This window comes from Microbacterium sp. E-13 (assembly GCF_049912955.1).
GTDB lineage: Bacteria > Actinomycetota > Actinomycetes > Actinomycetales > Microbacteriaceae > Microbacterium.
Genome location: NZ_CP183973.1, coordinates 3,772,599 through 3,798,159, shown reverse-complemented (window position 1 = coordinate 3,798,159; position 25,561 = coordinate 3,772,599). Strand labels below are relative to the sequence as shown.

General features: G+C 69.5%; 23 protein-coding genes. 15 read left to right on the top strand and 8 right to left on the bottom strand.

Going from position 1 to position 25,561, the window contains the following annotated elements:
• Positions 1–31: 31 nt before the first annotated feature.
• The 3 genes from ACN9MP_RS17635 to ACN9MP_RS17625 all read right to left on the bottom strand — a co-directional run bounded on the left by ACN9MP_RS17635 (position 32) and on the right by ACN9MP_RS17625 (position 4,024).
• Entirely contained in the window at positions 32–2,194 is a 2,163-nt protein-coding gene (locus tag ACN9MP_RS17635) for a glycoside hydrolase family 3 N-terminal domain-containing protein (protein WP_426322347.1), read from the bottom strand.
• Between the two features lie 220 nt (positions 2,195–2,414).
• Positions 2,415–3,713, bottom strand: a complete 1,299-nt coding sequence (locus ACN9MP_RS17630; RefSeq protein ID WP_426322346.1) for an ABC transporter substrate-binding protein — start codon at positions 3,711–3,713, stop codon at positions 2,415–2,417.
• 152 nt (positions 3,714–3,865) lie between these two features.
• Entirely contained in the window at positions 3,866–4,024 is a 159-nt protein-coding gene (locus tag ACN9MP_RS17625) for a hypothetical protein (RefSeq protein ID WP_426322344.1), read from the bottom strand.
• Positions 4,025–4,275: 251 nt separating this feature from the next.
• Here ACN9MP_RS17625 and ACN9MP_RS17620 point away from each other — a divergent pair, with 251 nt between their 5' ends.
• The 13 genes from ACN9MP_RS17620 to ACN9MP_RS17560 all read left to right on the top strand — a co-directional run bounded on the left by ACN9MP_RS17620 (position 4,276) and on the right by ACN9MP_RS17560 (position 16,486).
• On the top strand, positions 4,276–5,238 hold the full coding sequence (locus tag ACN9MP_RS17620) for a carbohydrate ABC transporter permease (RefSeq protein ID WP_426326108.1): 963 nt from the start codon (positions 4,276–4,278) through the stop codon (positions 5,236–5,238).
• A 1-nt stretch (position 5,239) separates the two neighbouring features.
• Complete coding sequence (locus ACN9MP_RS17615; protein WP_426322342.1) at positions 5,240–6,076, top strand: carbohydrate ABC transporter permease; 837 nt, start codon at positions 5,240–5,242, stop codon at positions 6,074–6,076.
• A gap of 99 nt (positions 6,077–6,175) precedes the next feature.
• On the top strand, positions 6,176–6,970 hold the full coding sequence (locus ACN9MP_RS17610; RefSeq protein WP_426322340.1) for a TIM barrel protein: 795 nt from the start codon (positions 6,176–6,178) through the stop codon (positions 6,968–6,970).
• Positions 6,967–8,481, top strand: coding sequence for a GMC oxidoreductase (locus ACN9MP_RS17605; protein WP_426322338.1), 1,515 nt, complete (start codon positions 6,967–6,969; stop codon positions 8,479–8,481). Before ACN9MP_RS17610 ends, ACN9MP_RS17605 begins: the two co-directional genes overlap by 4 nt.
• 48 nt (positions 8,482–8,529) lie before the next feature.
• On the top strand, positions 8,530–8,934 hold the full coding sequence (locus ACN9MP_RS17600) for a C-glycoside deglycosidase beta subunit domain-containing protein (RefSeq protein WP_426322337.1): 405 nt from the start codon (positions 8,530–8,532) through the stop codon (positions 8,932–8,934).
• Positions 8,931–10,046 carry a sugar phosphate isomerase/epimerase family protein gene (locus ACN9MP_RS17595; protein ID WP_426322335.1) on the top strand — a complete coding sequence of 372 codons (1,116 nt, stop codon included), beginning with the start codon at positions 8,931–8,933 and terminating at the stop codon, positions 10,044–10,046. The genes ACN9MP_RS17600 and ACN9MP_RS17595 overlap by 4 nt, the downstream gene beginning before the upstream one ends.
• Positions 10,043–11,095: a sugar phosphate isomerase/epimerase family protein gene (locus ACN9MP_RS17590; protein ID WP_426322333.1), complete on the top strand. Its 1,053-nt coding sequence runs from the start codon at positions 10,043–10,045 to the stop codon at positions 11,093–11,095. Before ACN9MP_RS17595 ends, ACN9MP_RS17590 begins: the two co-directional genes overlap by 4 nt.
• Positions 11,088–11,870: a nuclear transport factor 2 family protein gene (locus ACN9MP_RS17585; RefSeq protein ID WP_426322331.1), complete on the top strand. Its 783-nt coding sequence runs from the start codon at positions 11,088–11,090 to the stop codon at positions 11,868–11,870. Before ACN9MP_RS17590 ends, ACN9MP_RS17585 begins: the two co-directional genes overlap by 8 nt.
• 9 nt (positions 11,871–11,879) lie before the next feature.
• Positions 11,880–12,296 (top strand): C-glycoside deglycosidase beta subunit domain-containing protein, encoded by a 417-nt coding sequence (locus ACN9MP_RS17580; protein ID WP_426322329.1) that lies wholly within the window; start codon positions 11,880–11,882, stop codon positions 12,294–12,296.
• Positions 12,293–13,480 carry a Gfo/Idh/MocA family protein gene (locus ACN9MP_RS17575; RefSeq protein WP_426322327.1) on the top strand — a complete coding sequence of 396 codons (1,188 nt, stop codon included), beginning with the start codon at positions 12,293–12,295 and terminating at the stop codon, positions 13,478–13,480. The genes ACN9MP_RS17580 and ACN9MP_RS17575 overlap by 4 nt, the downstream gene beginning before the upstream one ends.
• 60 nt (positions 13,481–13,540) lie before the next feature.
• Positions 13,541–14,548 carry a sugar phosphate isomerase/epimerase family protein gene (locus tag ACN9MP_RS17570; RefSeq protein ID WP_426322325.1) on the top strand — a complete coding sequence of 336 codons (1,008 nt, stop codon included), beginning with the start codon at positions 13,541–13,543 and terminating at the stop codon, positions 14,546–14,548.
• A gap of 70 nt (positions 14,549–14,618) precedes the next feature.
• Complete coding sequence (locus ACN9MP_RS17565) at positions 14,619–15,491, top strand: ThuA domain-containing protein (RefSeq protein WP_426322324.1); 873 nt, start codon at positions 14,619–14,621, stop codon at positions 15,489–15,491.
• Positions 15,492–15,493: 2 nt separating this feature from the next.
• Positions 15,494–16,486: a Gfo/Idh/MocA family protein gene (locus ACN9MP_RS17560; RefSeq protein WP_426322322.1), complete on the top strand. Its 993-nt coding sequence runs from the start codon at positions 15,494–15,496 to the stop codon at positions 16,484–16,486.
• A 267-nt stretch (positions 16,487–16,753) separates the two neighbouring features.
• On the opposite strand, the gene ACN9MP_RS17555 is transcribed toward ACN9MP_RS17560, so the two are convergent.
• The 5 genes from ACN9MP_RS17555 to ACN9MP_RS17535 form a co-directional block, all read right to left on the bottom strand.
• The gene (locus ACN9MP_RS17555) at positions 16,754–17,755 is read right to left on the bottom strand and encodes a sugar phosphate isomerase/epimerase family protein (protein ID WP_426322320.1); all 1,002 of its coding nucleotides are present in this window, start codon (positions 17,753–17,755) and stop codon (positions 16,754–16,756) included.
• Complete coding sequence (locus ACN9MP_RS17550; RefSeq protein WP_426322318.1) at positions 17,752–18,732, bottom strand: sugar phosphate isomerase/epimerase family protein; 981 nt, start codon at positions 18,730–18,732, stop codon at positions 17,752–17,754. The genes ACN9MP_RS17555 and ACN9MP_RS17550 overlap by 4 nt, the downstream gene beginning before the upstream one ends.
• Before the next feature lie 242 nt (positions 18,733–18,974).
• Positions 18,975–20,114 carry an ROK family transcriptional regulator gene (locus ACN9MP_RS17545; RefSeq protein ID WP_426326106.1) on the bottom strand — a complete coding sequence of 380 codons (1,140 nt, stop codon included), beginning with the start codon at positions 20,112–20,114 and terminating at the stop codon, positions 18,975–18,977.
• A gap of 137 nt (positions 20,115–20,251) precedes the next feature.
• Positions 20,252–21,313: an ABC transporter permease gene (locus tag ACN9MP_RS17540; RefSeq protein ID WP_426322316.1), complete on the bottom strand. Its 1,062-nt coding sequence runs from the start codon at positions 21,311–21,313 to the stop codon at positions 20,252–20,254.
• Entirely contained in the window at positions 21,310–22,785 is a 1,476-nt protein-coding gene (locus ACN9MP_RS17535) for a sugar ABC transporter ATP-binding protein (RefSeq protein ID WP_426326104.1), read from the bottom strand. The genes ACN9MP_RS17540 and ACN9MP_RS17535 overlap by 4 nt, the downstream gene beginning before the upstream one ends.
• A 303-nt stretch (positions 22,786–23,088) precedes the next feature.
• Between ACN9MP_RS17535 and ACN9MP_RS17530 the strand changes: the two genes are divergently transcribed.
• Both ACN9MP_RS17530 and ACN9MP_RS17525 read left to right on the top strand, forming a co-directional pair.
• Entirely contained in the window at positions 23,089–24,129 is a 1,041-nt protein-coding gene (locus ACN9MP_RS17530; RefSeq protein WP_426322314.1) for a substrate-binding domain-containing protein, read from the top strand.
• Between the two features lie 115 nt (positions 24,130–24,244).
• The gene (locus ACN9MP_RS17525; RefSeq protein WP_426326102.1) at positions 24,245–25,390 is read left to right on the top strand and encodes a Gfo/Idh/MocA family protein; all 1,146 of its coding nucleotides are present in this window, start codon (positions 24,245–24,247) and stop codon (positions 25,388–25,390) included.
• Positions 25,391–25,561: the final 171 nt, after the last annotated feature.

Below are 25,561 nucleotides of genomic sequence, written 5' to 3'. Positions count from 1 at the left end.
CGCGAAGGAGCGAAGCGACCGAGACACGGCGTCAGCGCACCCGGAGCTCGACGGCCTGGGTCGTCGCGAGGGTGGAACCCACGTGGAACCGGAAGAGCCCGGGCTCCACGACGAACGCCGGGGTCGCAGCATCCGTCGTCCAGAAGCCCAGCTGCTCGCGGCCGATGGTGAACGAGAAGACCGCGGTCTCGTCGGCGTCGATGGTGCGGCGCTCGAATGCGACGAGGCGACGGACGGGAGGTGCGACGCTCGCGACGACGTCTTCGACGAAGACCTGCACGACCTCGTCGCCGCTCCGGGCGGACGTGTTGGTCACGGCGACCTCGAGCGCCACGGGCTCGCCGAGCTCGGCCTGGGCGATCTCGGCGCGCGACAGGCGCGGTTCGGCGTGGTCGAAGGTCGCGTAGCCCGAGCCGTGGCCGAAGGAGAACCGAGGCCCGAGTTCGAGGTCGAGGTACTTCGAGGTGAACTTGTCCTGGACGTTGTCGGGGCCGTGCAGGCCGACGTCGGTCTCTTCGGTGGTGAGCCGGCCGCCGGTGGCCGCGGGACGACCGGTGTTCTCGTGCGCGTAGTGGACGGGGATCTGCCCCACCGCCCGCGGCCACGACATCGGAAGACGGCCGGCGGGCTCGGCGTCTCCCACGAGCATGTCGACGATCGCCGCTGCCGACTCGGTGCCGCCGTGCCACGCCGCCAGCACACTCGGTGCGAGCTCGATCCAGTCGTCCACGACGAGCGGGCGGCCGGCCTCGAGCACCACGGCGAACGGGATGCCGCAGCCGGCGACCGCGCGGATCAGATCCTCCTGCCGCCCGGGCAGCCGGATGTCGCTCCGCGATGCCGCCTCGCCGGACAGCGCGCTGGGCTCGCCGACGCAGAGGATCGCGAGGTCGGCTCGTCGGGCGGCATCGACGACGGAGCGGATGCCGGTGTCGTCGCCGGCGAGGAACTCGACGCCGCGGAGAACCTCCAGCTCGATCTCGGGCCGGCGGGTTCGGAACTCGTCGGCGATGCTCCCCGCTCGCGCGCCGAAGTACTGCGTCCATGCCCCGAGGTGGTCGGTCGAGTCGGCGTACGGGCCGGCGAGCAGCACGCGTCGCGGTGACCCCAGTGGCAGGGTGCCGTCGTTCTTGAGCAGCACCGACGACCGGGCGGCCGCGCGGCGGACGAGCGCCCGCGAGCTCGCGGTGGGCTCGGTGACCTCGGCTTCCTCATCGACGTACGGGCGCTCGAAGAGGCCGAGGCGCTCCTTCATGGCGAGCACGCGCGCGACCGCGTCGTCGACGCGCCCGGGGTCCAGACGGGCCCGCGCCGCGTCGTCCAGGTCGGCGGGCGCGCCCCCCATCTCGATGTCGAGGCCGGCGTGGAAGGCGAGAGCCACCGCATCCTCGACGCCCTCGGCCACGCGGTGCGGGACCAGGTTGCGCACTCCGTCGGCGTCGCCCACCACAACCCCCGGGAATCCCCACTCGTCCTTCAGGACACCCGTCAGCAGGCGTCGGTTCGCGTGCATCGGCACACCGGCGACCGTGTTGAAAGCGGCCATGACGGCTGCCGCGCCCTCGTCGACCGCGGCACGGAAGGGCTCGAGCCACACGTTGCGCAGCTGATGGTCCGAGGCGTCCACGCCCGCGTAGTCGCGGCCGCCTTCGGGCGCCCCGTAAGCGACGAAGTGCTTCGCGGTCGCCGCGATCGCGGTCGGCGACGAGAGGTCGTCGCCCTGGTAGCCCCGCACCATGGCGCGCGTCAGGGTCACGGCGAGGTGCACGTCTTCGCCGAAGCCCTCGACAACGCGCCCCCATCGGGGGTCGCGCGAGATGTCGGCCATGGGCGAGAAGGTCCAGGTCACGCCGCCCGATCGCGCCTCCGCGGCAGCGAGGGCGGCGAGCTCGCGGACCATGCCGCGGTCGAAGCTCGCGGCCTGCGCGAGGGGCACCGGTGCGATGGTGCGCTGCCCGTGGATCACATCGAGGCCGACGAGAAGGGGGATGCCGAGCCGGGTCTCCTCGACGGCCACGCGCTGCAGCGCGTTCGTCGCGGCCGCCGAGGGCGGCCAGAAGACGGACCCGAGCCCCTCGCGCACCAGCCGGGCGGCGTCCTCGTGCTTCGGGCGGAAGACGATCTGCAGCTGGCCGAGCTTCTCGGCATCGGTCATGTCGGCGAGCAGGCGGCTCACGCGCGGCGATCGTTCCATGTCGGTTCCTTCCTACGACGTTCGAGGTGTGGCGCGGGACGGGCGACGGGGAACGCCGGTCTCGGGGGTCGCGACACGCGGGATCGCGGGGGCCATTCCGCGTGTTGCCCCGCCTGAGGCAAGCGAGGCGGGGCGGGGGCGGGCGGCACGCCGAGCCCGACGGCAATGCCGCCCGGGGCCGAAGCCCCGGGCGGCATCTTCACCCTTGATCAGTCCTGGTTCAGCTGTCCCAGGCCGCGTCCATCTCGTCGAGCACCTGGTCGACGGTCTTCTGACCGGTCAGCAGGGCCTGGACGCCCGTGCCGAGCGTGTCGTAGACCTTCGGGTTGGGCCACGTGGCGCTGGGCAGACCCGTGTAGTCGCCGTTCTCGAGCAGGTCGCCGATCGGCTCGTACTCGGGGAGCAGGTTGTCGGCCGTAGCGCCGGTGATCGGCACGAAGCCGGAGAGGTCGGCGAAGGCCTTCGACTGCTCGGGCTGCGCCACCCAGTCGAGGAACTCCTGCGCCGAAGCCTTCACGTCGTCGTCGGACGAAGCGTTGATGGCCCACGCGTAGTTCGCCGAGGCGAGCGTGTAGGCCTTCTGACCGTCGGCCGGCGGGAAGGCCTGCACGTTGAGCTCGATGCCGGCACCCTTGCTGATCGACGCCGCCGCCGACCCGGGAACGGCGGCCGTCAGCGAGGTCTGACCGCCGACGCCCTGCGTGATGGTGTCGAAGGTGCCGCCGGCGACGCCGTCCTGGAAGCATCCGCCGTCGTTCATCTCGATGACGTCCTCGAGCACCTCGCGCCAGCCGCTGTCGGCGAAGGTGACGTCACCGGCTGCACGCTGCTCGTTCCAGTCGGGGTTCTCCGCGTAGACGCGGGTCGCCGACACGAGCATGGAGAACAGCCCCGTGTTGAACGGCACGCCGCCGGCCAGGACGGTGAAGGTCTTGCCGCCGTCGCGCGCCGTGGTGCACGCCTTGAGGAGGTCCTCGTAGCTGGCGGGATACTCGTCGATGCCGACCTCTTCGGCGGCCGGGGCGTTGTAGACGAGGCCGACGGGCGCCAGTGCCGTCGGCTGCGCGTACACCTCGTCGTCGACGCTGTACTCCGCCTCGGACCCGGGCGGGATGATGCCCGCCGAGGTCTCGTCGAGGGGCTCGAGGAATCCCGCCTCGGCGAGGTTCACCACCGAGATCGGCTGTCCCGTTCCGGGAGCCAGGATCATCACGTCGGCGGCGTTGCCCGCCTGCAGCTGCGTGGTCACCTGGGTGTTGTACGCGTCGGAGGGGTAGGGGATTACCTCGATCTCGACGCCCGTCTCGTCGGAGTAGGCCTTGAGAGTCTTGGCGTAGTAGTCGTCCTGGTCGTTCGCCTGGGCGACCATGACGCTGAAGCCGGCGGCGGTGTCGCCACCGTCGTCGTTGCTGTCACCGCCGTTGTCGCCGCTGCCGGAGCAGCCGGCGAGGATGAGGACTCCCGCAAGCGGTGCCGCAAGGAGCGGCCACCGGAGCCGGGAAGCTGTGTGCTGTGGCATTTCGACCCTTTCGTGACTTCGTTGTCGCCAGCTGTTCGGGCTGCTGGCTCGGCCGCTGGCCGCGAGTTCACTCTGACACACATTCGCCGGTTTTCGACATTAGTATCGTTTATACGGCGCAATAGCCCCGCTGATCCGCAGAATCGGGCCGGTCAGGGGCGGTTCTCCCGGAGCACGGTCACTGGCCCCGCCAGCCCCGCGGGCAGCGGCTCGGCGGAGGGCTCGAACACCTCGGTCATCGGAGCGAAGATCTCGCCCGACGGTCGCGCCGCCTCCGCGATCAGCTGACCCGCTGGCCTGCCGATCCCCACCCCACCACAGGGTCGGAGATCCCCGCCCCATCGGAAGGTCGCCGCCGCTCGGCTCCGACGTTGTGACGATCTCCGACGTTGCGGCGGGCTCCCGGGAGCGCCCATGCCTCCGTCGAAGATCGGACGCCAGATAGGCACGCCCCACTTATATCCGATATCGCTGAAACTAATGTGTGCTTTCGACGCAAGTGTGTGAACCTGGCATGAGCGTCGCCGAAGTCGCGGCGCGTGACGACGAGGTCAGAGAGCAGATGACAGTGACGATCGAACGCGATGCCACTCGCACCCTCACGGTGCCTCCTGAAGCACGCCGCACTGCCCGGCCGCGCGGCCGCAAGCCGCTGATCAGCTACGGGCACTGGTGGTGGGCGCTGCCCGCGATCATCCTCGTGATCGCGGTGCACTATGTCGCGACCCTCACCGGCGGCTTCTTCGCCTTCACCAACTGGACGGGCCTCGGGGACTGGGAGTTCATCGGCCTCGACAACTTCGTGCGGATCTTCAACGACCCGCTGATGGTCGGCGCCGTGGTCAACACGCTGTTCCTGGCGTTCGCGTCGGTGATCCTGACCAACATCCTCGGGCTGGGCTTCGCCCTCGCGATCAACCGCACCCTCAAGACGCGGTACATCCTCCGCACCCTCCTCTTCCTCCCCGTGGTGCTGAGCCCGCTGGCGGTGGCCTATGTGTGGAAGTTCATCTTCCAGTTCAACGGGCCGCTCAACGGCTTCCTCGCGGCGATCGGGCTGGAATCCTGGCAGAAGGTCTGGCTCGCCGACCCCACCTGGTCCATCTGGGCGATCCTCCTCACCGTGGTCTGGCAGCAGACCGGCTTCGTCATGGTCATCTACCTCGCCGGCCTCGCGTCGGTTCCGATCGAGATCGAGGAGGCGGCTGCGCTGGACGGCGCCAATATCTGGCAGCGGTTCTGGAACGTCACGGTGCCCGCCATCCGCCCTTCGATCGCCATCGCCACGACGCTCGGCGTCATCCAGGGCCTGCGCATCTTCGACCAGATCTTCGCCCTCACCGGCGGGGGCCCAGCCGGTGCCACTGAGACGCTCGCGACGCAGGTCTACAAGCAGGCCTTCTCGCTCGGCCAGTTCGGCTTCGGCTCGGCGCTGGCGCTCGTGCTGACGGTCATCATCCTCGTCTTCGCCATCCTCCAACAGTACGCCACGCGCGACCGCGACGCCGTCGGAAGGGCCGCCTGACATGTTCCGCTACACCAAGCTCACCGCGGTCCGCGAGGTCGCGATCTGGGTCGTCACCCTCCTCGGGCTGCTGCCCTTGTACTTCCTCGTCTCCACGGCGTTCAAGACCGACCAGGAGGCGCTCACCACGAGCGCGCTCACGCCGCCGTCGTCGCTGGACTTCACCGCGTTCGTCGAGGTGCTCACCACCGGCGGCCGCAACAGCATCCCGATGAGCATCCTGAACAGCGTCATCATCACCGGCGGCGCCATCGTGGGCCTCGTCCTGTTCGGCTCGGTGGCCGCGTACGTCATCACCCGGCGGACGCGCACGTGGACGAACCTGACCTTCTACCTCGTGCTGATCGCCATCACCCTCCCCGCCCAGCTGGGGACCGTCCCGCTGTACATCGGGGCGCGCTCTGTCGGTCTCACCGGCAACGCGATCGGCATGATCCTGCTGTGGATCGGCATCCTGATGCCGCTGTCGGTCTTCCTCTACGCGAGCTTCTTCCGGGGGCTCACGGCGGAGTACGAGGAGGCCGCGGTCATCGACGGCGCCTCGCCGACGCAGGCATTCTTCCGGGTCGTCCTTCCGCTCATGGCGCCCGCGACGGGAACCGTGGCGATCCTGGCGGGCCTGATCGTCTGGAACGACTTCTTCAACTCGCTGATCTTCCTGGGCGGATCGACCACCCAGACGCTGCCCGTCGCGATGTACACCTACGTCGGCGGACTGGTCTCGGCGTGGAACAAGATCTTCGCCGTCGTGATCATCTCGATGATCCCGATCCTGCTGTTCTACATGTTCGCGCAGAAGAAGTTCATCCAGGGTTTCGGCGGAGGCCTGAAGGGCTGACGTCGCGGCACCGATTCGGGGGCGGCCGGATCGTCGAGCGGACGGCTGAGAAGCATCCGCACGTCGCCCACCTCAAACGAAACACCGACCGGAGACGTCATGTACCTACTCGCACCCAATATCGAGCTGCTCTTCACCGAGGCCGGCGACTACCACGACCGTGTGCGCGCCGCCGCCGCGGCCGGCTTCACCGCCGTCGAGATGTGGGGCCCCACCGGCGTCGATGCCCCGGCAGCGCCCAAGGACCTCCCCGCACTGAAGGCCGCGCTCGAAGAGACCGGCACGCAGCTGACCGCGCAGCTGTCGGAGCCTCGCACGCAGTTCATGATCCCGCCGTGGGACCACTCGGAGTTCTACCGCAAGCTCGACGAGGGCGTCGCCATCGCCCAGGACCTCGGCTGCCCGCGCATCGTCGTCGGCAGCGGCACGGGCTTCGGCGGCTGGAAGCGCCAGGTGCAGCTCGACAAGCTCATCGAGATCTACCAGCAGGCGACGCAGCAGATCGAAGGTTCGGGCATCACGCTCGTGCTCGAGCCGGTGAACGTGCGGGTGGACCACCCCGGCTCGCTCCTGGACCGCACGGCCGAGGCCGTGTATGTCGCCCGCGGCGTCGACTCGCCCTTCTTCGGGGTGCTCTACGACATCTACCACTCCGCGGTCGAGGGTGAGGACATGGCGGCGGAGCTCGCGAACGCCGGCGGGCTCATCAAATACGTCCAGCTCGCCGACACCCCCGGTCGCGGCGAACCCGGATCGGGACGGCTGGACTGGGCGGAGCGCCTCGGCCTCCTCCGCTCCGCCGGCTACGACGGCCCGATCGGCCTCGAGTACTACCCGACGCAGGAGTCCGAGGCATCCGTCGCCCTCATCCGCGAGCTGGCGGCCTCGGCGTGACGAGGTACCCCGAGGCCGTCGACGTCGCCATCGTCGGCTCCGGTCCGACCGGAGCCGCCTACGCGCGGATCCTGAGCGAGCAGGCGCCCCGAACGACCATCGCGATGTTCGAGGTCGGTCCCACGATCACCGACCCGCCGGGCGCGCACGTCAAGAACATCGCCGACCCTGAGGCGCGTGCTCGTGCGCAGGCCGCCTCCGAGGGGCCGGGGGAGCGGGGCGCGAAGGTCGCCAACCCCGGAGCTGCGAAGGCCGGCGTGAGAGCCGCGCGCCCGGGGACGTTCCTGCTCCAGGACGGCTACCGGTTCCCCGGCGAAGACGGACTCCCCGTCGTCGCGATGTCGAGCAACGTCGGCGGCATGTCCGCGCACTGGACCGGCGCCTGCCCGCGACCGGGCGGCAGCGAGCGCATCGGCTTCCTGCAGGATTTCGACGAGCTCCTCGCAGAGGGCGACCGGCTCCTGGGGGTGACCACGAACGCGTTCGACGCCGCACCGTTCGGCGAGATCGTCCGCGAGCGCCTCGCGAGGGCGGTCGACGAGGGGCGCACCGCGGAGACGAAGGTGCAGCGGATGCCGCTCGCCGCGCACCGCCGCGAGGACGGCCGTCTCGTGTGGTCGGGATCGGACGTCGTGCTGGGTGACGTCACGCGCGAGAACCCGGCCTTCTCGCTCTTCGACGAATCCCTCGTCACCGCCGTGCTCGTCCGCGACGGGCGCGCGGCCGGCGTGCGGGTGCGCGACCTCCGCTCCGACGAGACGCACGAGGTGGCCGCCCGATTCGTCGTCGTCGCCGCCGACGCCTTGCGCACTCCGCAGCTGCTGTGGGCCTCCGGCATCCGTCCCGCCGCTCTCGGGCGGTACCTCAACGATCAGGCGCAGGTGGTCTTCGCGTCCCGGCTGCGCGGCGTCGAGACGCTCGGGGCCGACGCCCCGACGACGGGTCTCGCCGAGTACAGCGGCGTGAGCTGGGTGCCGTTCACCGACGACGTGCCCTTCCACGGCCAGGTGATGCAGCTGGATGCCTCGCCCATCCCGCTCGCCGAGGACGACCCCGTCGTTCCCGGCTCGATCGTCGGGCTCGGGCTGTTCTGCGCCAAGGACCTGCAGGCCGACGACCGGGTCGAGTTCGACGATGCCGACCTCGACGCCTACGGGATGCCGGCTCCCCGCATCCACTACACGCTCACCGATCGCGACCACGAGGTCATCGAACGAGCGCGCGCCGAGATCGTGCGTCTGGGGGAGGCGATCGGCGACCCGCTCGACTCGCGCCCGTTCACGTTGCCCCTCGGGTCGTCGCTGCACTACCAGGGCACCACGCGCATGGGCGAGGCCGACGACGGCACGAGCGTGTGCGGACCCGACAGCGAGGTGTGGGGCGTTCCCGGGCTCTTCGTCGCCGGCAACGGCGTCATCCCGACCGCGACGGCATGCAACCCGACCGTCACGTCCGTCGCGCTCAGCGTGCGCGGCGCCAGGAAGATCGTGCGCGATCTTGCTTCTGTCTGATTCAGACATTAGAGTGTAGAAACAAGGACAAAGTAGTCAGGAGTTGACGTGATCCCCGATCGCATCATCGAGCAGGGAACGCTCACGACCGACGGCACCCGTGCTGCGGTCGAGGTTCGCCTGCCGTGGTACCGCGCGCTGCCCGCTTCGTGCATCGGCGGCGCGACCCTCACCGTCGACGGCGTCGAGGCGCCGGCCGAGTCGCTCCGCTGGGAGATGAACGGCCGTACCTTCACATTGGCCGAGCTCGTCCCGAACACCGAGGAGTGGTGGTTCCCCGCCGACTCCGCGGTGCTGTCGGGCGACATCCCCCTCGCGGGCGATGCCGAGCACAAGGTGGAGGTCGGTCTGGTCCTCTACATCCCCTACATCGTCATCGGCGCCGACGAGGTTCTCCACATCGAGGAGCGCGACGCCAAGACCATGACCGCACGGAAGGCGGTGGCGGCATGAGCGCCCCCGACACGAAGGGCACGCCCATCCAGGGTGTGACGCTCTACAGCTTCACCCGGGCCTTCCACGGCCGCGAGTACGACCTCGAGGGCCTCATCCGCAAGACGGCGGCCGAGGGCTTCGGCCCCGGCCTGGAGATCATCGGGTTCTCCAGCTTCCGGGGCTTCCCCGAGATCGACGACCACTACGCCGGCTGGTTCAAGGACCTCATCGCCGAGACGGGGCTCGTCACGACCTCGCTCGCGGTCAACGCCGACATCGGCATCCACCGCGACCGCCTGCTCACGCAGGACGAGCTGCTGGAGTACATGCGCCGGCAGATCGCGGCCGCGGCGAAGCTCGGCTTCCCCATCGCCCGCGTGCAGATCTCGATCACGCCCGACTCCATGGAGGCCCTCGCTCCCATCGCCGAGGAGTACGGCGTCACGCTCGCGCTCGAGGTGCACGCCGACCAGTACGCCTCCCACCCGCGCATCCTGGCGCTGCGCGACCGCTACGACAAGGTCGGCTCGCCGTTCCTGGGATTCACGATGGACTGGGGCGCCACCGTCTCGGGCTTCGCCCCCTCGCTCATCGAGGCCTACCGCCGCCGCGGCGCGTCGGAGGAGCTGCTGGCAGCGGTCACGGGCCTGTGGGACGAGTTCTACCGGCAGGGCCCGCCCGCCGACCAGGCCGAGCACGGTCAGCGCTTCGGCCGGTTCATCGGCCTCGCCGCGCAGCACGGTCGCCCCGACCTCGGGATCGACATGGGCATCAACGCGACCGGCCTGTTCGGCCCCGCGCGCGTGGACGACTGGCTCGAGATCTTCCCGTGGATCAAGCACGTGCACGGCAAGTTCTTCGGCATCGACGACCAGCACGAGGAGCCGTCCGTGCCGGTGCGCGACCTCATCCGCCTGCTCGTGGAGAACGGCTACAACGGTGCGATCTCCAGCGAGTACGAGGGATGGCACTGGAACCACTGGCAGTCGCCGTTCGACATCATCCGTGACGAGCAGGCCGTGCAGCGCTCCGCCGCCGCCGCCGCCGGCTCGCGCATGACCACAGACCTCAGCGAGGCGCGGGCCCAGCTCGCCGCCTGGCTCCCCACCACGCAAGGAGCATCCGCATGACCGACCAGGACGGCATCGCCGGCACCGGCATCAAGCTCGGCACGACGCTGTACTCCCTGACGAGCGAGTTCGCCGCGGGCCTCTACACGCCCGAGACCCTCATCGCCGCCGTCGCCGAGGAGGGCATCGGCCCGGGCGTCGAGTTCAACATCGCGCAGCTGCTGCGCACGTACCCCGACGTCGACCAGGAGTTCGTGAAGCTCTGGTTCGACTCCCTCGAGAAGTACGGCCTGGAGGCGAGCGCCGTCGGCACGAACCTCGACATGGGCCGCCGCAAGGACCGCGACATGACGCCCGACGAGGAGCACGACTTCCTCGCCCGGCAGCTGAAGACCGCGCACACGCTGGGCTTCAAGAAGGTCGTCATCCGCTCGCACGGCAAGGAGCTGCTGCGCAGCCTCCTGCCGCTCGCGGAGAAGTACGACCAGTACCTCGGCTACGAGATCCACGCGCCATCCGGGCCGAACAATCCGGCCGTCGTGCAGATGCGCGAGATGTACGACGAGCTGCAGTCGGAGCGCCTCGGCTTCACCGCCGACTTCTCGTCGACCATGCACTCGCTGTCTCCGCTGCTGCTGGACCAGCTCGAGCTGATGGGCATGGATCCGAAGCACTTCGCGGTGATGGACGAGATCTGGCACGAGCCGATGCCGATGAACGAGCGCAACCAGAAGTTCGAGGACTACCTGATCGGCGAGGGTGTCGACCCGGTCGGTTTCGGGCCGCACACGCGCCTCGCGTTCAACATGCACGGGCTCGTGCCGCCGGAGGAATGGCTCGACATCATGCCGCAGATCTTCCACGTGCACGCGAAGTTCTACGACATCGACGAGAACGGCGACGAGCCGGCGATGGACATCCCGCGCATCGTGAAGCAGTTCGTCGTGGGCGGCTACCAGGGGTATCTGTCCAGCGAGTGGGAGGGTCACGCCTTCGTCGACCTCGGCGTGGTCGACCCGATCGACGTCGTGAAGAAGCAGCACACTCTCATGCGCAAGGCCATCGAAGACACCGTCGCCGAGCAGTCGAAGGAGACCGCCGATGTCTGACACCACCACCGACATCTCGGTCGCGCAGCTCGCCGCCGATCTCGCCGACCTCCGCGAGCAGCTGGCTGCCGCCCAGCGGCTGGCCCAGCGCGCCGAGGACCGCGGTCAGGTCGAGAACCTGTTCAACCGCTACATGCACCTCCACAACGCCTTCGAGGACGAGCAGATCATCCCGTTGTGGGTGAAGGAGGGCACGGAGGGCATCCGCGCGCGCTACACCAACGCCGGACAGTACACGACGTGGGAGAGCGTGACGCGGTACCACCGCGACCGCCCGCACCCCGAGGGCAAGCTCATCCTGCACGCCACCACGACGCCCGTCATCGAGGTCGCCGCCGACGGCAGGACCGCCAAGGGCGTCTGGCTCATGGCGGGCACCGAGTCCGGCCTCACCGACCCGAAGGTGGCCGAGGCGTTCCCCGACATGTACTCCCCGGACGAGGTGCTCGGCAAGAAAGTCTGGGCCCACTGGGTGTGGTGCAAGTACGCGATCGACTTCCTCAAGCAGGACGGCGAGTGGAAGTTCTGGAAGTTCCGCTGCTACGAGCTGGCCCGTGCCCCGTTCGAGGAGAACTGGGTGAGCTTCGGCCTGAAGAACCAGGGCGCGTTCGACCTCGACCTCATGTACTTCGGCGACGACGGCAAGCCCGTCTTCATGCCGCCGGCCGACGAGCCGGTCCCCTCGACCAACCACCCGTACAGCCCGCAGACGGTGCAGAAGCTCGAGCCCGCCCCGCCGGTGCCGCACGAGACCTTCACCGACACCTACGCCTGAGGATCAGCCATGGCAACCCACAACTCCCTGTTCTCCGAGAAGGACGTCCGCCGCACCGACAGCGGCATCGCCGTCTCGGTTCAGCTGCCCTGGTACCGGAGCCTCTGGCTCTCGGCGGTCGACGATGTCGCGGCATCCGTCAACGGCGCCGAGATCCCTAAGGACTCCCTGCGCTTCGAGCTCCAGGGCAAGAGCTACCGCATCGAAGAGCTGCCCGAGCAGTCCGAGACGCTGTGGTTCGTCGCCGACAAGCCCGAGGTCGTGATCGACCTGGGCCGCGCGCCGGAGCCCGGTGAGAAGCTCACGGTCGAGGTCGTGCTCACCATGCGTCTGCTCTACATGCAGATCATGCCGGGCGTGAACGGCGGTCCCGGCCGCTACGTCACCAACCGCGTTCCCGTCGAGCGCGAGGTCGTGCTCGCATGACGCTCCGGGTGGCCATGATCGGCTACGGCTTCATGGGCGCCGCGCACTCGGTGGGCTGGCGGCAGGCGCCGCGCGTCTTCTCGCTGCCGGACGACGTCGAGATGACCGTCGTCGTGGGGCGCAACGCCGAGGCGGTGGCGGATGCCGCGGCCCAGTGGGGCTGGCAGGAGTCGGCGACGGACTGGCGCGAGGTCATCGCGCGAGACGACATCGACATCGTCGACATCGTCACCCCGGGCGACTCGCATGCCGAGATCGCCATCGCCGCGCTCGAGGCGGGCAAGCACGTGCTGTGCGAGAAGCCCCTCGCCAACACCGTGGCCGAGGCCGAGGCGATGGCCGATGCCGCCGCCCGCGCCGCGGCGCGCGGCATCCGCTCCATGGTGGGCTTCACCTACCGCCGCGTGCCGGCGGTCACCTTCCTGCGCGACCTCATCGCCCAGGGCGCCGTGGGGAAGATCGCCCAGGTGCGTGCGGCCTATCGTCAGGACTGGCTGGTCGACCCCGAGATGCCGCTGGCGTGGCGCCTGCAGAAGGAGCACGCCGGGTCGGGGGCGCTCGGCGACATCGGCGCGCACATCATCGACATGACGCAGTTCGTGACGGGACTGGACGTGACCGCGGTCTCGGGCGTGATCGACACGATCGTGAAGGAGCGGCCGCTCCAGGGTTCGGGCTCGGGACTGTCGGGCACGGCGGCGGAGGGTTACGGCGAGGTCACCGTCGACGACATCGCGATCTTCACGGGCCGCCTGTCCACCGGAGCCCTCGTCTCGTTCGAGGCGACGCGCTTCGCCACCGGGCGCAAGAACGACCTGTCCATCGAGGTGTCGGGCGACAAGGGCGCCCTGCGCTTCGACCTCGAAGACCTCAACACGCTGTGGTTCTACGACCGCACGGCGCCGGAGGTCACGCAGGGCTTCACCCGCATCCTCGTCACCGAGGCGCAGCATCCGTATGTCTCGGCGTGGTGGCCCGCCGGTCACATGCTCGGCTACGAGCACGGCTTCAGCCACCAGGTCGTCGATCTCGTGACCGCGGTCGCCGAAGGCAGCGACCCGCATCCCTCGTTCGCCGAGGGCCTGTCGGTGCAGCGCGTGCTGGCGGCTGTGGAGGAGAGTTCCGAGAACGGCTCGGGCTGGGTGCGCGTCGGGTCGGCGGTCGCGGCGACGACCGCCGGCTGACGGTTGCTCCACGCGGATCGCCGGATAGGTTTATAGCAACAACAAAGCAAAGGAGCTTGGATGCCTCGTCCGATCACCCTCTTCACAGGCCAGTGGGCCGATCTGCCGTTCGAGGAGGTCGCACGACTCGCCGGCGAGTGGGGCTTCGACGGCCTCGAGATCGCCTGCTGGGGCGACCACATCGACGTCTCGCGCTGGGACGACGACGACTACGTGCAGTCCCGCAAGGACATCCTCGAGCGCAACGGCCTGAAGGTCTGGGCGATCTCGAACCATCTCACCGGCCAGGCCGTGTGCGACGACCCCATCGACGCGCGGCACAAAGACATCCTGCCCGCCCGCGTGTGGGGCGACGGCGAGCCGGAAGGCGTTCGTCAGCGGGCCGCCGAGGACATGAAGAACACGGCCCGGTTCGCCGCGAAGCTGGGCGTGAAGACGGTCAACGGCTTCACGGGCTCGTCGATCTGGAAGGCGGTCGCGATGTTCCCGCCGGCCTCCGACGAGTGGATCGCCGCCGGCTACCAGGACTTCGCCGACCGGTGGAACCCGATCCTCGACGTGTTCGAGGAGGTCGGTGTGCGGTTCGGCCTCGAGGTGCACCCGTCCGAGATCGCGTACGACTACTGGACGGCCAAGGCGACGCTCGACGCCATCGGGCATCGCAAGAGCTTCGGCCTGAACTTCGACCCGTCGCACTTCATGTGGCAGCAGCTCGACCCGGTGGCCTTCGTCCTCGACTTCGCCGATGACATCTTCCACGTGCACGTCAAGGAGTCGATCACGAACCTCGACGGGCGCAACGGCGTGCTGGGATCGCACCTGCCCTGGGCGAACCCGCGTCGGGGCTGGACGTTCGTGTCCACCGGCCACGGCGCGGTGCCGTGGGAGCCGCTGTTCCGCGCGCTCAACGCGATCGGCTACGACGGACCCACCTCGATCGAGTGGGAGGACGCCGGCATGGACCGCCTGGACGGTGCCCCCGAGGCCATCGCGTTCGTCCGCAAGCTCAACGCCATCACCCCGCCTGCGGCGGCGTTCGACGCCGCCTTCTCGACCAAGACCGACTGACGCGGGACGCCTGGAGACCGGCCCCAGGGCCGGCGTTCGGCGTGCCTCCGCACCGAAACGAAGGATGACGATGACCGACGTTCTGAACGTGCTGATCCTGTCGGGGCACATGACCCGCGAGCACGACAACGAGCACCGCAGCTTCCGTCTGCACAACCAGTGGATCACGACGCTGCTCGAAGACACCGGGCGCTTCAAGGTGCGAGTCGTCGAGGACCCGCGCGGACTCGGCGCCGACGTCATCGACAAGTACGACGTCCTCATCGTCGTGTTCGAGGGTCGTGACGGCTTCTTCGAGAAGGCGGTCGGCTTCGGAGAGGCGACGGATGCCGCCATCCTGAAGTTCGTCCACGACGACGGCAAGGGCATCGTGTGGTTCCACGGCTCCGCCGCGCAGGAGGACCGCTGGGGCTACCCCGAGGAATACAACGTCATGCGCGGCGCGAAGCTCAGCGCGTACGAGACGGGTCTGCGCCCCCGCCCGTGGGGCGAGGCGCAGCTCGACACGGTGGAGCCGCGGCATCCGATCACCGAGGGGATCAGCGCCCGCTGGACCGTCACCGGCGACGACATCCTGACGGGCGTGGACCTCTACGAGGGCGCGCAGGTGCTGCTGACGACCTTCGACGATCTCGAGGCCTACGAGAAGGCGCCGGTCTGGCCGATGTCGCACTACCCGGTCGACATCCCCGAGGGCGGTATCGCCGCGCTGAACGGCATGAACACCGACCAGCCCATCGCGTGGATCAACGAATACGGCGAAGGCCGGTCGTTCACCATCACGATCGGCCACGACATCGACACGTTCCGCCGCATCGAGTTCATCCGGATGTTCCCGCGCGGCGTCGAGTGGGCCGCGACCGGCGAGGTGACCCTCGAGGGTCCCGACCGCCGCGGCGAGCGCCGCTTCCTTCCCTGGCCCTACTACAACCAGGAGGGTTGAGCATGGCATCGGAGCTGAGGGTCGGCATCCTGGGTGCCGGCGGCATCGCCGAACGCGCGATGGTGGAGCCTTCGCACGACGTCGACGGGGTCCGCGTCGACGCCATCGGCGCGCGAGACCCGGAACGCGCCCGGGCCTTCGCCGAGCGGCTCGATCTGCCCAAGCACGGCGACTACGAGACGATCCTGGGCGACCCCGACATCGACCTCGTCTACCTCGCGCTCCCGCCGATCACCCATGCCCAGTGGGCGGTCCGCGCGCTGCAGGCGGGAAAGCACGTGCTGTGCGAGAAGCCGCTCTCGGTCAACGGCACGACGGCCGCAGCCATCGCGGACGCCGCTGCGACGACGGGGCGGCGCGCGTTCGTCGGCTTCCACTACCGGCTGCACGGCTTCACACAGAACATGCTCCAGGTGATCGCCTCGGGCGTGCTGGGCGACGTCGAGCGCGTCGACATCGACTTCAGCATCCCGCACTTCGTCGTGAAGCCCGGCAACATCCGTCTGGACGGAGACCTCGGCGGCGGGGCCGTCATGGATGTCGGGTGCTACGCGGTCGACCTCATCCGTGCCGCGTGGGGCGATCCCGTCGTCGAGTCGGCCACCGCCGTGCTCTCCGACGACGACCCGCGGATCGACCTGCAGACCGACGCCGTGCTGCGGCTCCCCTCCGGCGCCCCGGCCACGGTGCGCTCCTCGTTCATCGGGGACGACCAGGGGGCGATGTCGCTGCGGGTCGCGGGTTCGGCGGCAGAACTGGTCGCGACGAGCGTGATCGTGCCGCAGTGGGGCGCGACGCTGCGCGTCACCGCAGGAGAGAACGTGCTCCTCGAGGACAAGGCCGTGGAGAGCGAGAACAGCTACGCCCGCCAGCTGGAGCACCTCGTCGCCGTGCTGGCCGACGGGTCCCCGAGCATCCTGGACGCCCGGCGCGGCGTCGGCACCATGCGCGTCGTCGACGACATCTACCGCGCCGCGGGCCTCGAGCCCCGCTGACGCCCACCGCCTGCACTCGCGCCACAACGTCGGGGATCGCCGCAGCGTCGGAGCGGAACGGCGGGGATCGCCCGACGGGGCGACGATCTCCGCCGCTGTGGCGGGGCCTGGGGGCCCGCCCGAACGTCGGGGATCGCCGCAGCGTCGGAGCGGAACGGCGGGGATCGCCCGACGGGGCGACGATCTCCGCCGCTGTGGCGGGGCGCCGTTGACCAACAGCGCTCAAGGCCCCCGATCCGTGGACCGGGAACCTTGAGCCGTCCTCCGTCAGGCGATGGCGGGCGCCTTCGCCTCGGCGCCGTCGAGGATCGGTGCGAGCACCTTCTGCACGTACCAGCCGCTCACCATCGCACTCTCGGCGGGGTGGGGGCTCTGGTCCGATTCGACCACGATCCAGCCGGAGTAGCCCTGCTCGGCGAGCGCCTCGGTGAACGCCACGAAGTCCACGAGGCCGCCCTCGTCCGTCGGCTCGAAGAACCAGCGCAGGATGCCGCGGCTTCCGCCCTCCGTGCGGACGAAGTGCTCCGCGTGGGGCGTGCGCGCCTCCTCGTCGTCGACGACGGCGCGAGCATCCTTGAGCTGCACGTGGCGCACGCGCGCTGCGTGCCGCGTGGAGAAGTCGACGGGATCGATGCCGGCGATGGCGAACTCGGCCGTGTCGAGAGCGACTCCGACCACTTCGGGGTCGGTTGCGTCGAGAAGCCGCTCGAGCCCGTCGTCGAGGCGCAGTGCCGACAGGAAGTCGAAATGCAGCGCCAGCGCGACCCCGTCCTCCGCGACCGCCGCGCCCACCGCGTTCCAGCAGCGCGCGAGGGCCTCGATCTGCTCATCGCCGAGGGGGCCCGTCTGCCAGGCCGAGCCCGCCGGTCGCACGACCAGCACGTCGCCCCCGAGCTCGCGCAGTGCGCCCGCGAACCACCGGGCGGTCTCGGTGATCTTCGGGATGCTCGTCTCCAGCACGGGGTCGTACCCCCGGCCCATCTCGACGTCGAACCCGATGAACGGGTCGTACACGTAACTCGAGACGCCGTCGAGCGCACACGAGCGCAGCACGTCTCTGAACTGCTCGAGGGAGCCGTAGAGATCGGCGATCTGCTGCGGGGTGCCGAGCGGTTCCCAGGCGCCGAAGCTCACCGCAGTGAGCTCGACGGCCGAGAACCCGCTGATCGAGACGGTCTTGAACGCCCGCTCGTGCTCGCGCCGGCGCACGAACGCGTCGATGTTGGTGTCCCACTGGTTGAGCGCGTACGCCCACTTCGCGCCGGTCATGCGCTCTGCTCCTCGTAGATGCCGTCGAGCACGTTCTTCGCGTACCACCGCGCGATCGCGGTGCTTTCGGAGTAGTCGCCGCCGAGCTTGTCGGCCTTGTCATGCTCCACGCTGATCCAGCCGGAGTACCCGTGATCGCGCACCGAGCGCATCATCGACTCGAAGTCGACCAGGCCCTCATCGGTGCCCATCTCGTAGAACCATTTCTCCGTCGTCTTGGCCGAGACCTCGGCATCCGGGAACATCCTGTAGTCCTCGTTGGTGTCCTTGAAGCGGGTGTCCTTGAAGTGGAATCCCGTGACGCGCTCGTGGTGCTTCTCGTACACGTCGACCGGGTCGACGTCGGCGATGCAGTGCTGCGCGGTGTCGACGAAGAACTTCACGTACCGCGGGTCGGCGTACGAGTAGAAGCGGTCGATCTGGTCGCGGGTGCGGATGCCGGCGTAGAACTCGTGGTGGCAGGTGAGATTCACGCCGTACTGCTGGGTGAGCTCGCCGACCTTCCCCCAGATGTCGGCCGCGTGCTTGAGCCCGTCGTCGGGCACGCCGGCCTCGTCGAAGTAGCGGGATCCGGGCATCACGATGATGTTGTCGAGCTGGATGCCGGACCAGCGGTCCATGGTCACCTTGAAGTCGTCGAGGATCGTGCCGTGGGTGGCGGGAACCTCGGGCGCGTAGCGGTCGGGCGTGTAGTACACGCCGTGGAACGTGTTGACGATGCGCTCGAGGCCCTGCTCCTGCACGAATTCCTGGTAGTTCGCGACGGACCCGTACTGCTCGTAGATCTGCCAGATCCGGAAGTCGAACGTGTCGATCGCGTCGAAGCCGACGGCCGCCACCTGCCGGAGGAAACGGGTCATCGCACGGCGCGACTGCCACTGGTCGTAGGGCCCGGCGGGACCGTTGGCCCGCCAGTGATCCATGTAGCTCCACTTGATCCGCTTCGGATGCTGTGCGCGTGGGTCGGGGGACGTCATCGTGCTCCTTGGGCTCGGGGCGAGCCGGGATCGACCTGGGCGACCGACGGCTCCGCTTCCGACAAGAAGTTACACGCTTTGGTCGCATTTCGTAACAAGTTCCTTCACGCGTCGAGACCGTCGCCCACCGCAACGTCGGAGATCCTCACCAGCTCGGAGCCGATGTTCTGAATCCTCCGACGAGGCGGGGATCCCCGACGTTGCGGTGCGCCGGTCGCCGGTGCGCCGGGCCGCCCGAGCGGTCAGCCGGCCAGCGAGTGGAAGGCCTCGGGCGACAGGGCATGCTCGATCGCCAGCATCCCGGCGCCGATCACCGCGGCGTTCTCGGCCGCGGCCGACGGCACGATCGCGAGATGCTCGGTGGCCAGCGGCATGGATCGCGTGTAGACCACCTCGCGCACGCCCGCGATGAGGTGCTCGCCCACGCGCGACATGGAGCCGCCGACGGCGATGACCGACGGGTTCATGAGGCTGACGCAGGCGGTCAGCACCTCGCCGATGTCGCGCCCCGCCTGGCGCACCGCCTGGATCGCGTCGAGGTTGCCCCGCTGCACGAGCGCGACGACGTCGTCGCCGTCGTCGGCCGCCACCCCCTGCTCGCGCAGCGCCCGCGCGATGGCAGGGCCGGACGCGATGGCTTCGAGGCATCCCTGATTGCCGCAATGGCAGGGCACCGCGGAGCCCCGGGCTACCCGCACGTGGCCGATGTCGCCGGCGACGCCCTGGGCGCCGCGCTGCAGCCGGCCGCCCGAGATGACCCCGGCGCCGATGCCGGTCGCCACCTTCACGAACATCAGGTGCGCGGCGGTGGGCCAGGCGGCGGACCGTTCGCCGAGCGCCATGATGTTGACGTCGTTGTCGACGAGCACGGGAACCTGCAGGTGCTGCTGCACCCAGCCGGGCACGTCGAACCGGTTCCAGCCGGGCATGATCGGCGGGTTGACCGGCTGGCCGGTCGAATGCTCGACGGGTCCGGGCACGCCGATGCCGATCGCCACCAGAGCGCGGGCGTCGCGGCCGACGTCCCGAAGGAGCCCGAGCGCCGACTCCACCGTCCACATCAGCACCGCCTCAGGACCCGCGGTGACCGCGAGCGGCTCCGAGCGGCTCGCGAGCACCGCGCCCGTGAGGTCCATGACCGCGACCGTGGCGTGCGAGGCGCCGATGTCGACGCCGAGCACCACCCGGGCGCTCGGATTGAGCGCGAACTGCGACGGCGGTCGTCCGCCGGTGGAGGCGGCATCCGCCACCGGCATGACGAGGCCCATTCGCATGAGTTCCTCGACGCGCGCCGCGATCGTCGACCTGGCCAGGCCCGTCGACTTGGCGAGCTGTGCCCGTGTGCGGGGCACGCCGTCGCGCAGCAGCTGGAACAGCTCCATCGCGCCGGTGCCGGCTGCCGTCGCCGATTCGGAGGAGAGGATGACCACGGCTCAATCTATCGGTCGCGGGGATGCTGCGATGGAGCGGCCGCGGGCGGGAGTCGACGGATGCCGCGCCCCGGCGACGGCCGGGGCGCTCATGTCGCGCGACCCGTGGGCCTGGCGAAGCGCTGCTGCAGGAGCACCGCGATGACGATGATGACGCCCTTCACGACCGCCTGGATCGAGGAGTTCAGGTTGTTCTGCACGAACACGTTCGTCAGCGTCGTGAAGATGAGGACGCCGAACACGGTGCCGGTGATGGTTCCCCGGCCGCCGACGAGCAGCGTGCCGCCGACGACGACGGCCGCGATCGCGTCGAGCTCGAGAAGCGTGCCGTGCGTGGAGGTGCCGGCTGTCGTGCGTCCGAGGTACATGATCGCGGCGATGCCGGCGCACAGTCCCGAGATCGCGTAGAGCCACATGGTGTGGCGCTTGACGTTGATGCCCGCCAGGCGGGCCGCCTCGCGGTTGCCGCCGATCGCGACGGTGCGGCGGCCGAAGGTGGTGCGGTTGAGCACGACCCAGCCGATGGCGGCGACGATCGCGAAGATCCAGATGAGGATGTCGACGCCGACGATGTCGAGGTTCAGGAACTGGATGAAGTCACGGTCCTTCACCTGCAGCGTGCGGCGCTCCGCCAGCACCTCGGCGAGGCCGCGGGCCGCGATCAGCATGGCGAGCGTCGCCATGAACGCGACGACCTTGCCGTACGCGATGACGATGCCGTTGATCAGCCCGGCCGCGACGCCCACGACCAGGGCGATCACGATCATCAGGACCCAGTGGATCTGGTCTGCGAGGTCTTGGATCGCGGCCAGCGTCGCGACGACCGACGCGAGCCCGAGCACCGATCCGACCGACAGGTCGATGCCGCCCGCGGTGATGACGAGGGTCATGCCGATGGCGACGACGCCGAGGATCGACGCCTGCCGCAGGATCGTGAGCGTGTTGCTCACGCTCAAGAAGGTGTCGGGCGCGGTGATCGCTCCCACGATGACGAGGAGCAGCAGCGCGACGACGAGGCCGAGGTTGCGTCCGACCGATCCCGACAGCACGCCGCGGAATCCGGACTTCTGGCCGGTTCCGGGCTCGCCTGCGGGCGGCGGCGCCTCGCTGGCGGTGGGGACTCCTGCGGTCCCGGTGGTCTGCTCGCTCACGCGGCGGTTCCTTTCATCACGAGGTCGAGCACACCGTGCTCGTCGATCTGGGAGGCGGGGCGGGTGTCGAGGATCCGGCCGTCGGCGACGACGAGGACCGTGTCGGCGAGACCGAGCACCTCCTCGATCTCGCTGGAGACCACCACGATGGCGTTCCCCGCGGCTGCGAGCTTGCGGATGAGAGCGTAGATCTCGGCGCGCGCGCCGACGTCGACGCCTCGCGTCGGCTCGTCGAGCAGCAGCACCTTGGTGCCGTGCACGAGCCAGCGGGCGAGAAGGATCTTCTGCTGGTTTCCGCCCGAAAGGGTGATCGTGGGGCGGTCCGGGTCGGCGGGGCGCAGCTCGAGCGACTCGATCTGCGCGCGGGCGGCAGCTCGCGCCCCGCGCTCGTCGAGGAATCCCGCCTTCGCGAACCGCGCCATCGATGCGAGCGTGACGTTGAAGTAGATGGGCTCATCGAGCACGAGCCCCTGGCTCTTGCGCTCCTCCGGCGAGAGGCCGACTCCGGCGTCCACCGCCGCGACGACCGAACCGCGGCGGAGCCCCTTGCCGGCGACCGTGACCGTGCCGCCGGTCGACCGGCGCGCGCCGTAGATCGTCTCCAGGATCTCGGAGCGTCCCGACCCGACGAGACCCGCGAGCCCGACGATCTCGCCGGCGCGAACCGAGAACGACACGTCCTCGAAGACGCCGGACAGCGCCAGATCCCGCACGTCGAGCACGATGGGGGCGTCGGCCGGGACGGGGACGGGTGCCGGGAAGACGTTCGCCACCTCCCGACCGGTCATGAGCTTGATGAGCTCCGCGGTCGGCGTGCCCGACACCGGGATGCCGCTGGCCATCGACCGGCCGTCCTTCAGCACCGTGATACGGTCGCCGATCTGGCGGATCTCCTCCAGGCGGTGAGTGATGTAGACGACCGCGATGCCCGACGCGGTCAGTTCCTTGACGACGTGGAAGAGGTTCTTGACCTCCTCTGTGTCGAGCACGGCGGATGGCTCGTCCATGATGATGAGCTTGATGTCGTGCGACAGCGCGCGCGCCATGCTCACGATCTGCTTGTTCGCCGCGCTCAGCGAGCCGACCTCGGCGTGGGGCGAGAGGCCGGCGTGTCCGAGCCGGCGGAGCAGCTCGCGCGTCTGCTTCGCCGCCTCCGAGCGCTTCGTGAACCCGCCGCGGGAGAGCTCGTGGCCGAGGAAGATGTTCTCGGCGATGGTGAGGCCGTCGACGACGTCGAGCTCCTGGTACATCGTGGCGATGCCCAGCTCGATCGCCGACTCCGGGTTCGGGATCTGCACCTGCTCACCACGCCACGAGATCGTTCCCTCGTCGGGGCTGTGCACTCCGGCGAGCGTCTTGATCAGCGTCGACTTGCCGGCACCGTTCTGGCCCAGCACGCAGTGCACCTCGCCGGCCCGGACGTCGAGGTCGACCCCCCGCAGCGCCTTGACGCCCGCGAACGACTTCGTCACGCCCTCGACGACGAGTAACGCCGATCCATGGTCGTCTTTGATCACGGCATGAACATAACATGCGCGGTGCGACGCGTCGACGGGGCATTCCGCTGCCGCCTGCAGCGGCCGATGACCGGAGTTGCGCGGATTGGAGCGGAAGTTTCGATAAAACGCTTTTGCCACAACTAATGCAAAAGCTGTCGCGCGGAGACCATGCCTGCTACCGTGATGCCGTCAGCGTGGACGGTCGGCCCGTGCGCCCGTTGCTTCGGAGCTCGCCCCGTGCGCTGCCGCACTGCATCACATTTCAAGGAGGAAAGAATGCGCTCACACCTGAAGGTGCGCACACGGCTGCTGCTGACCGGAACCGCCGTCGTCGCCGCTGTCGGACTTCTCGCCGGCTGCACCGGCACCGGCGCGAACGAAGAGGACGTCACCGACCAGGGCACGACATCCGAGGAGAACGCCGCGTCCGGAGACAAGGTCGTCATCGGCTTCTCGGGCCCCGCCGCCGACCACGGCTGGCTCGGTGCCATCAACTCCGGTGCGCAGGCGGCCGCCGACAGCTTCGACGACGTCGAACTCCGCGTCGCGGAGGGCACCAACGACCCGATCGCCCAGATCGCCGCCGTCGAGACCTTCGTGAACGACGGGGTCGACGCGATCGTGCTGCTGCCGACCGACGGCGCGGCCCTCACCGAGGCGGCCATCAAGGCGATGGAGGCCGGCATCCCGGTCATCAACGTCGACCGCGAGTTCTCCAGCCCGTTCGCCGCGCGCAGCACGATCCTCGGCGACAACTACGGCATGGGGGTGAGCGCGGGAACGTACATCTGCGAGCAGCTCGGTGGCGAGGGCTTCGTCGCCGAGATCGCGGGCATCGACTCGCTGCCCCTCACGCAGGACCGATCGGAGGGCTTCGCCGACGCCCTGGATGACTGCGGCCTGAAGGTGGATGCCCGCGTGGCCGCCGACTTCACGGTCGCCGGCGGTGAGGCCGCGGCATCCCAGCTGCTCGCAGCCAACCCGAAGATCGACGCCATCTGGAACCACGACGACGACCAGGGCATCGGCGTGCTCGCCGCCATCGAGTCGGCAGGCCGCGACGAGTTCTTCATGATGGGCGGTGCGGGCAGCCGCAGCGCGATGGAGGCGATCGAGGCCGACGACTCCGTGCTCAAGGCGACGGTCATCTACCCGTCGACCCAGGCGGCCGACGGCGTCGCGCTCGCGCGTCTCATCGCGCAGGGCAAGACGATGGGCGACCTGATCACGCCGAGCATCCCCAACCGGGTCGTGCTCGACGCGCCCGTCGTCACGAAGGAGAACGTCGACCAGTACATCGACCTGTCGTTCGAATGATCCACCCTCGCGGGCGCCCCGTCGCAGACGCGGGCGCCCGCGACCGCCTCCGAGAGGACACACCGCGTTGACCGCCGAGCACACTGCCGCCGACATCCGTCCGCTTCGCGTCGCCATGATCGGCTACGGATTCATGGGCGCCGCCCATTCGCAGGGCTGGCGCGTCGCCCCGCGCTTCTTCGACCTGCCGCTGTCGCCGTCGATGGACGTCGTGGTGGGTCGCGACGCGTCGGCCGTCGCTGCGGCCGCCGACAAGTGGGGGTGGCGCGAGAGCGCCACCGACTGGCGCGAGGTGATCAGCCGCGACGACATCGACCTCGTCGACATCGTCACCCCGGGCGACACGCACGCCGAGATCGCCATCGCCGCACTGGGCGCCGGCAAGCACGTGCTCTGCGAGAAGCCCCTGGCGAACACCGTCGCGGAGGCCGAGGCGATGACCGAGGCCGCCGCCCGCGCGGCAGCACGCGGCATCCGCTCGATGGTCGGCTTCACCTACCGCCGCGTGCCCGCGGCGACCTTCGCGCGCGACCTCGTCGCGGCGGGCCGCATCGGCGAGGTGCGCCAGGTGCGGGCCGAGTATCTGCAGGACTGGCTGATGGACGCCGAAGCGCCGCTGACCTGGCGCATGCAGAAGGAGCGTGCCGGATCCGGAGCCCTCGGCGACATCGGCGCCCACGCGGTCGACCTCACGGAGTACATCACGGGGCAGCGCGTCGAGACGGTGTCGGGCATCCTCGAGACGATCGTCACCGAGCGTCCGCTGCTCGGCGAAGGCGTCGGCCTCTCCGGCACGGCGCTGCAGGAGCGCGGCGCCGTCACCGTCGACGATCTGGCGCTCTTCACCGGCCGCCTCTCGTCGGGCGCGCTCGCCTCGTTCGAGGCGACCCGCTTCCGCACCGGCCGCAAGAACGCGCTTCGCATCGAGGTCGCCGGGTCGCTCGGCGCGATCTCGTTCGACCTCGAGAGCATGAACGAGCTCGGCTTCTACGACGCGACCCTTCCGGCCACCGAGCAGGGCTTCCGCAGGATCCTCGTGACCGAGCACGACCACCCTTATCTCGCGCCGTGGTGGCCGACGGGGCACATGCTCGGATACGAGCACGGCTTCAGCCACCAGGTCGCGGACCTCGTGACGGCGATCGCGTCGGGCACGCAGCCCGAGCCCTCGTTCGAGGACGGTCTCCACATCCAGCGCGTGCTCGATGCGGTCGAGCGCAGCTCGGGCGCCGGGAGCGCCTGGACGCCGACCGGCGGCTGAATCCCGGGCGTTCCCGCCCGCCCCCGCCCGCCACGACGACGGAGATCACCACAACGTCGGAGTGCACGACCTGAGACATCCGACGAGGGGGCGATTTCCGACGTTGCGGTCGGCGGTCAGCCGGCGGGAACGGATGCCTCGGCCAGCGCGCGACGGGCCAGGTCGAGGTGA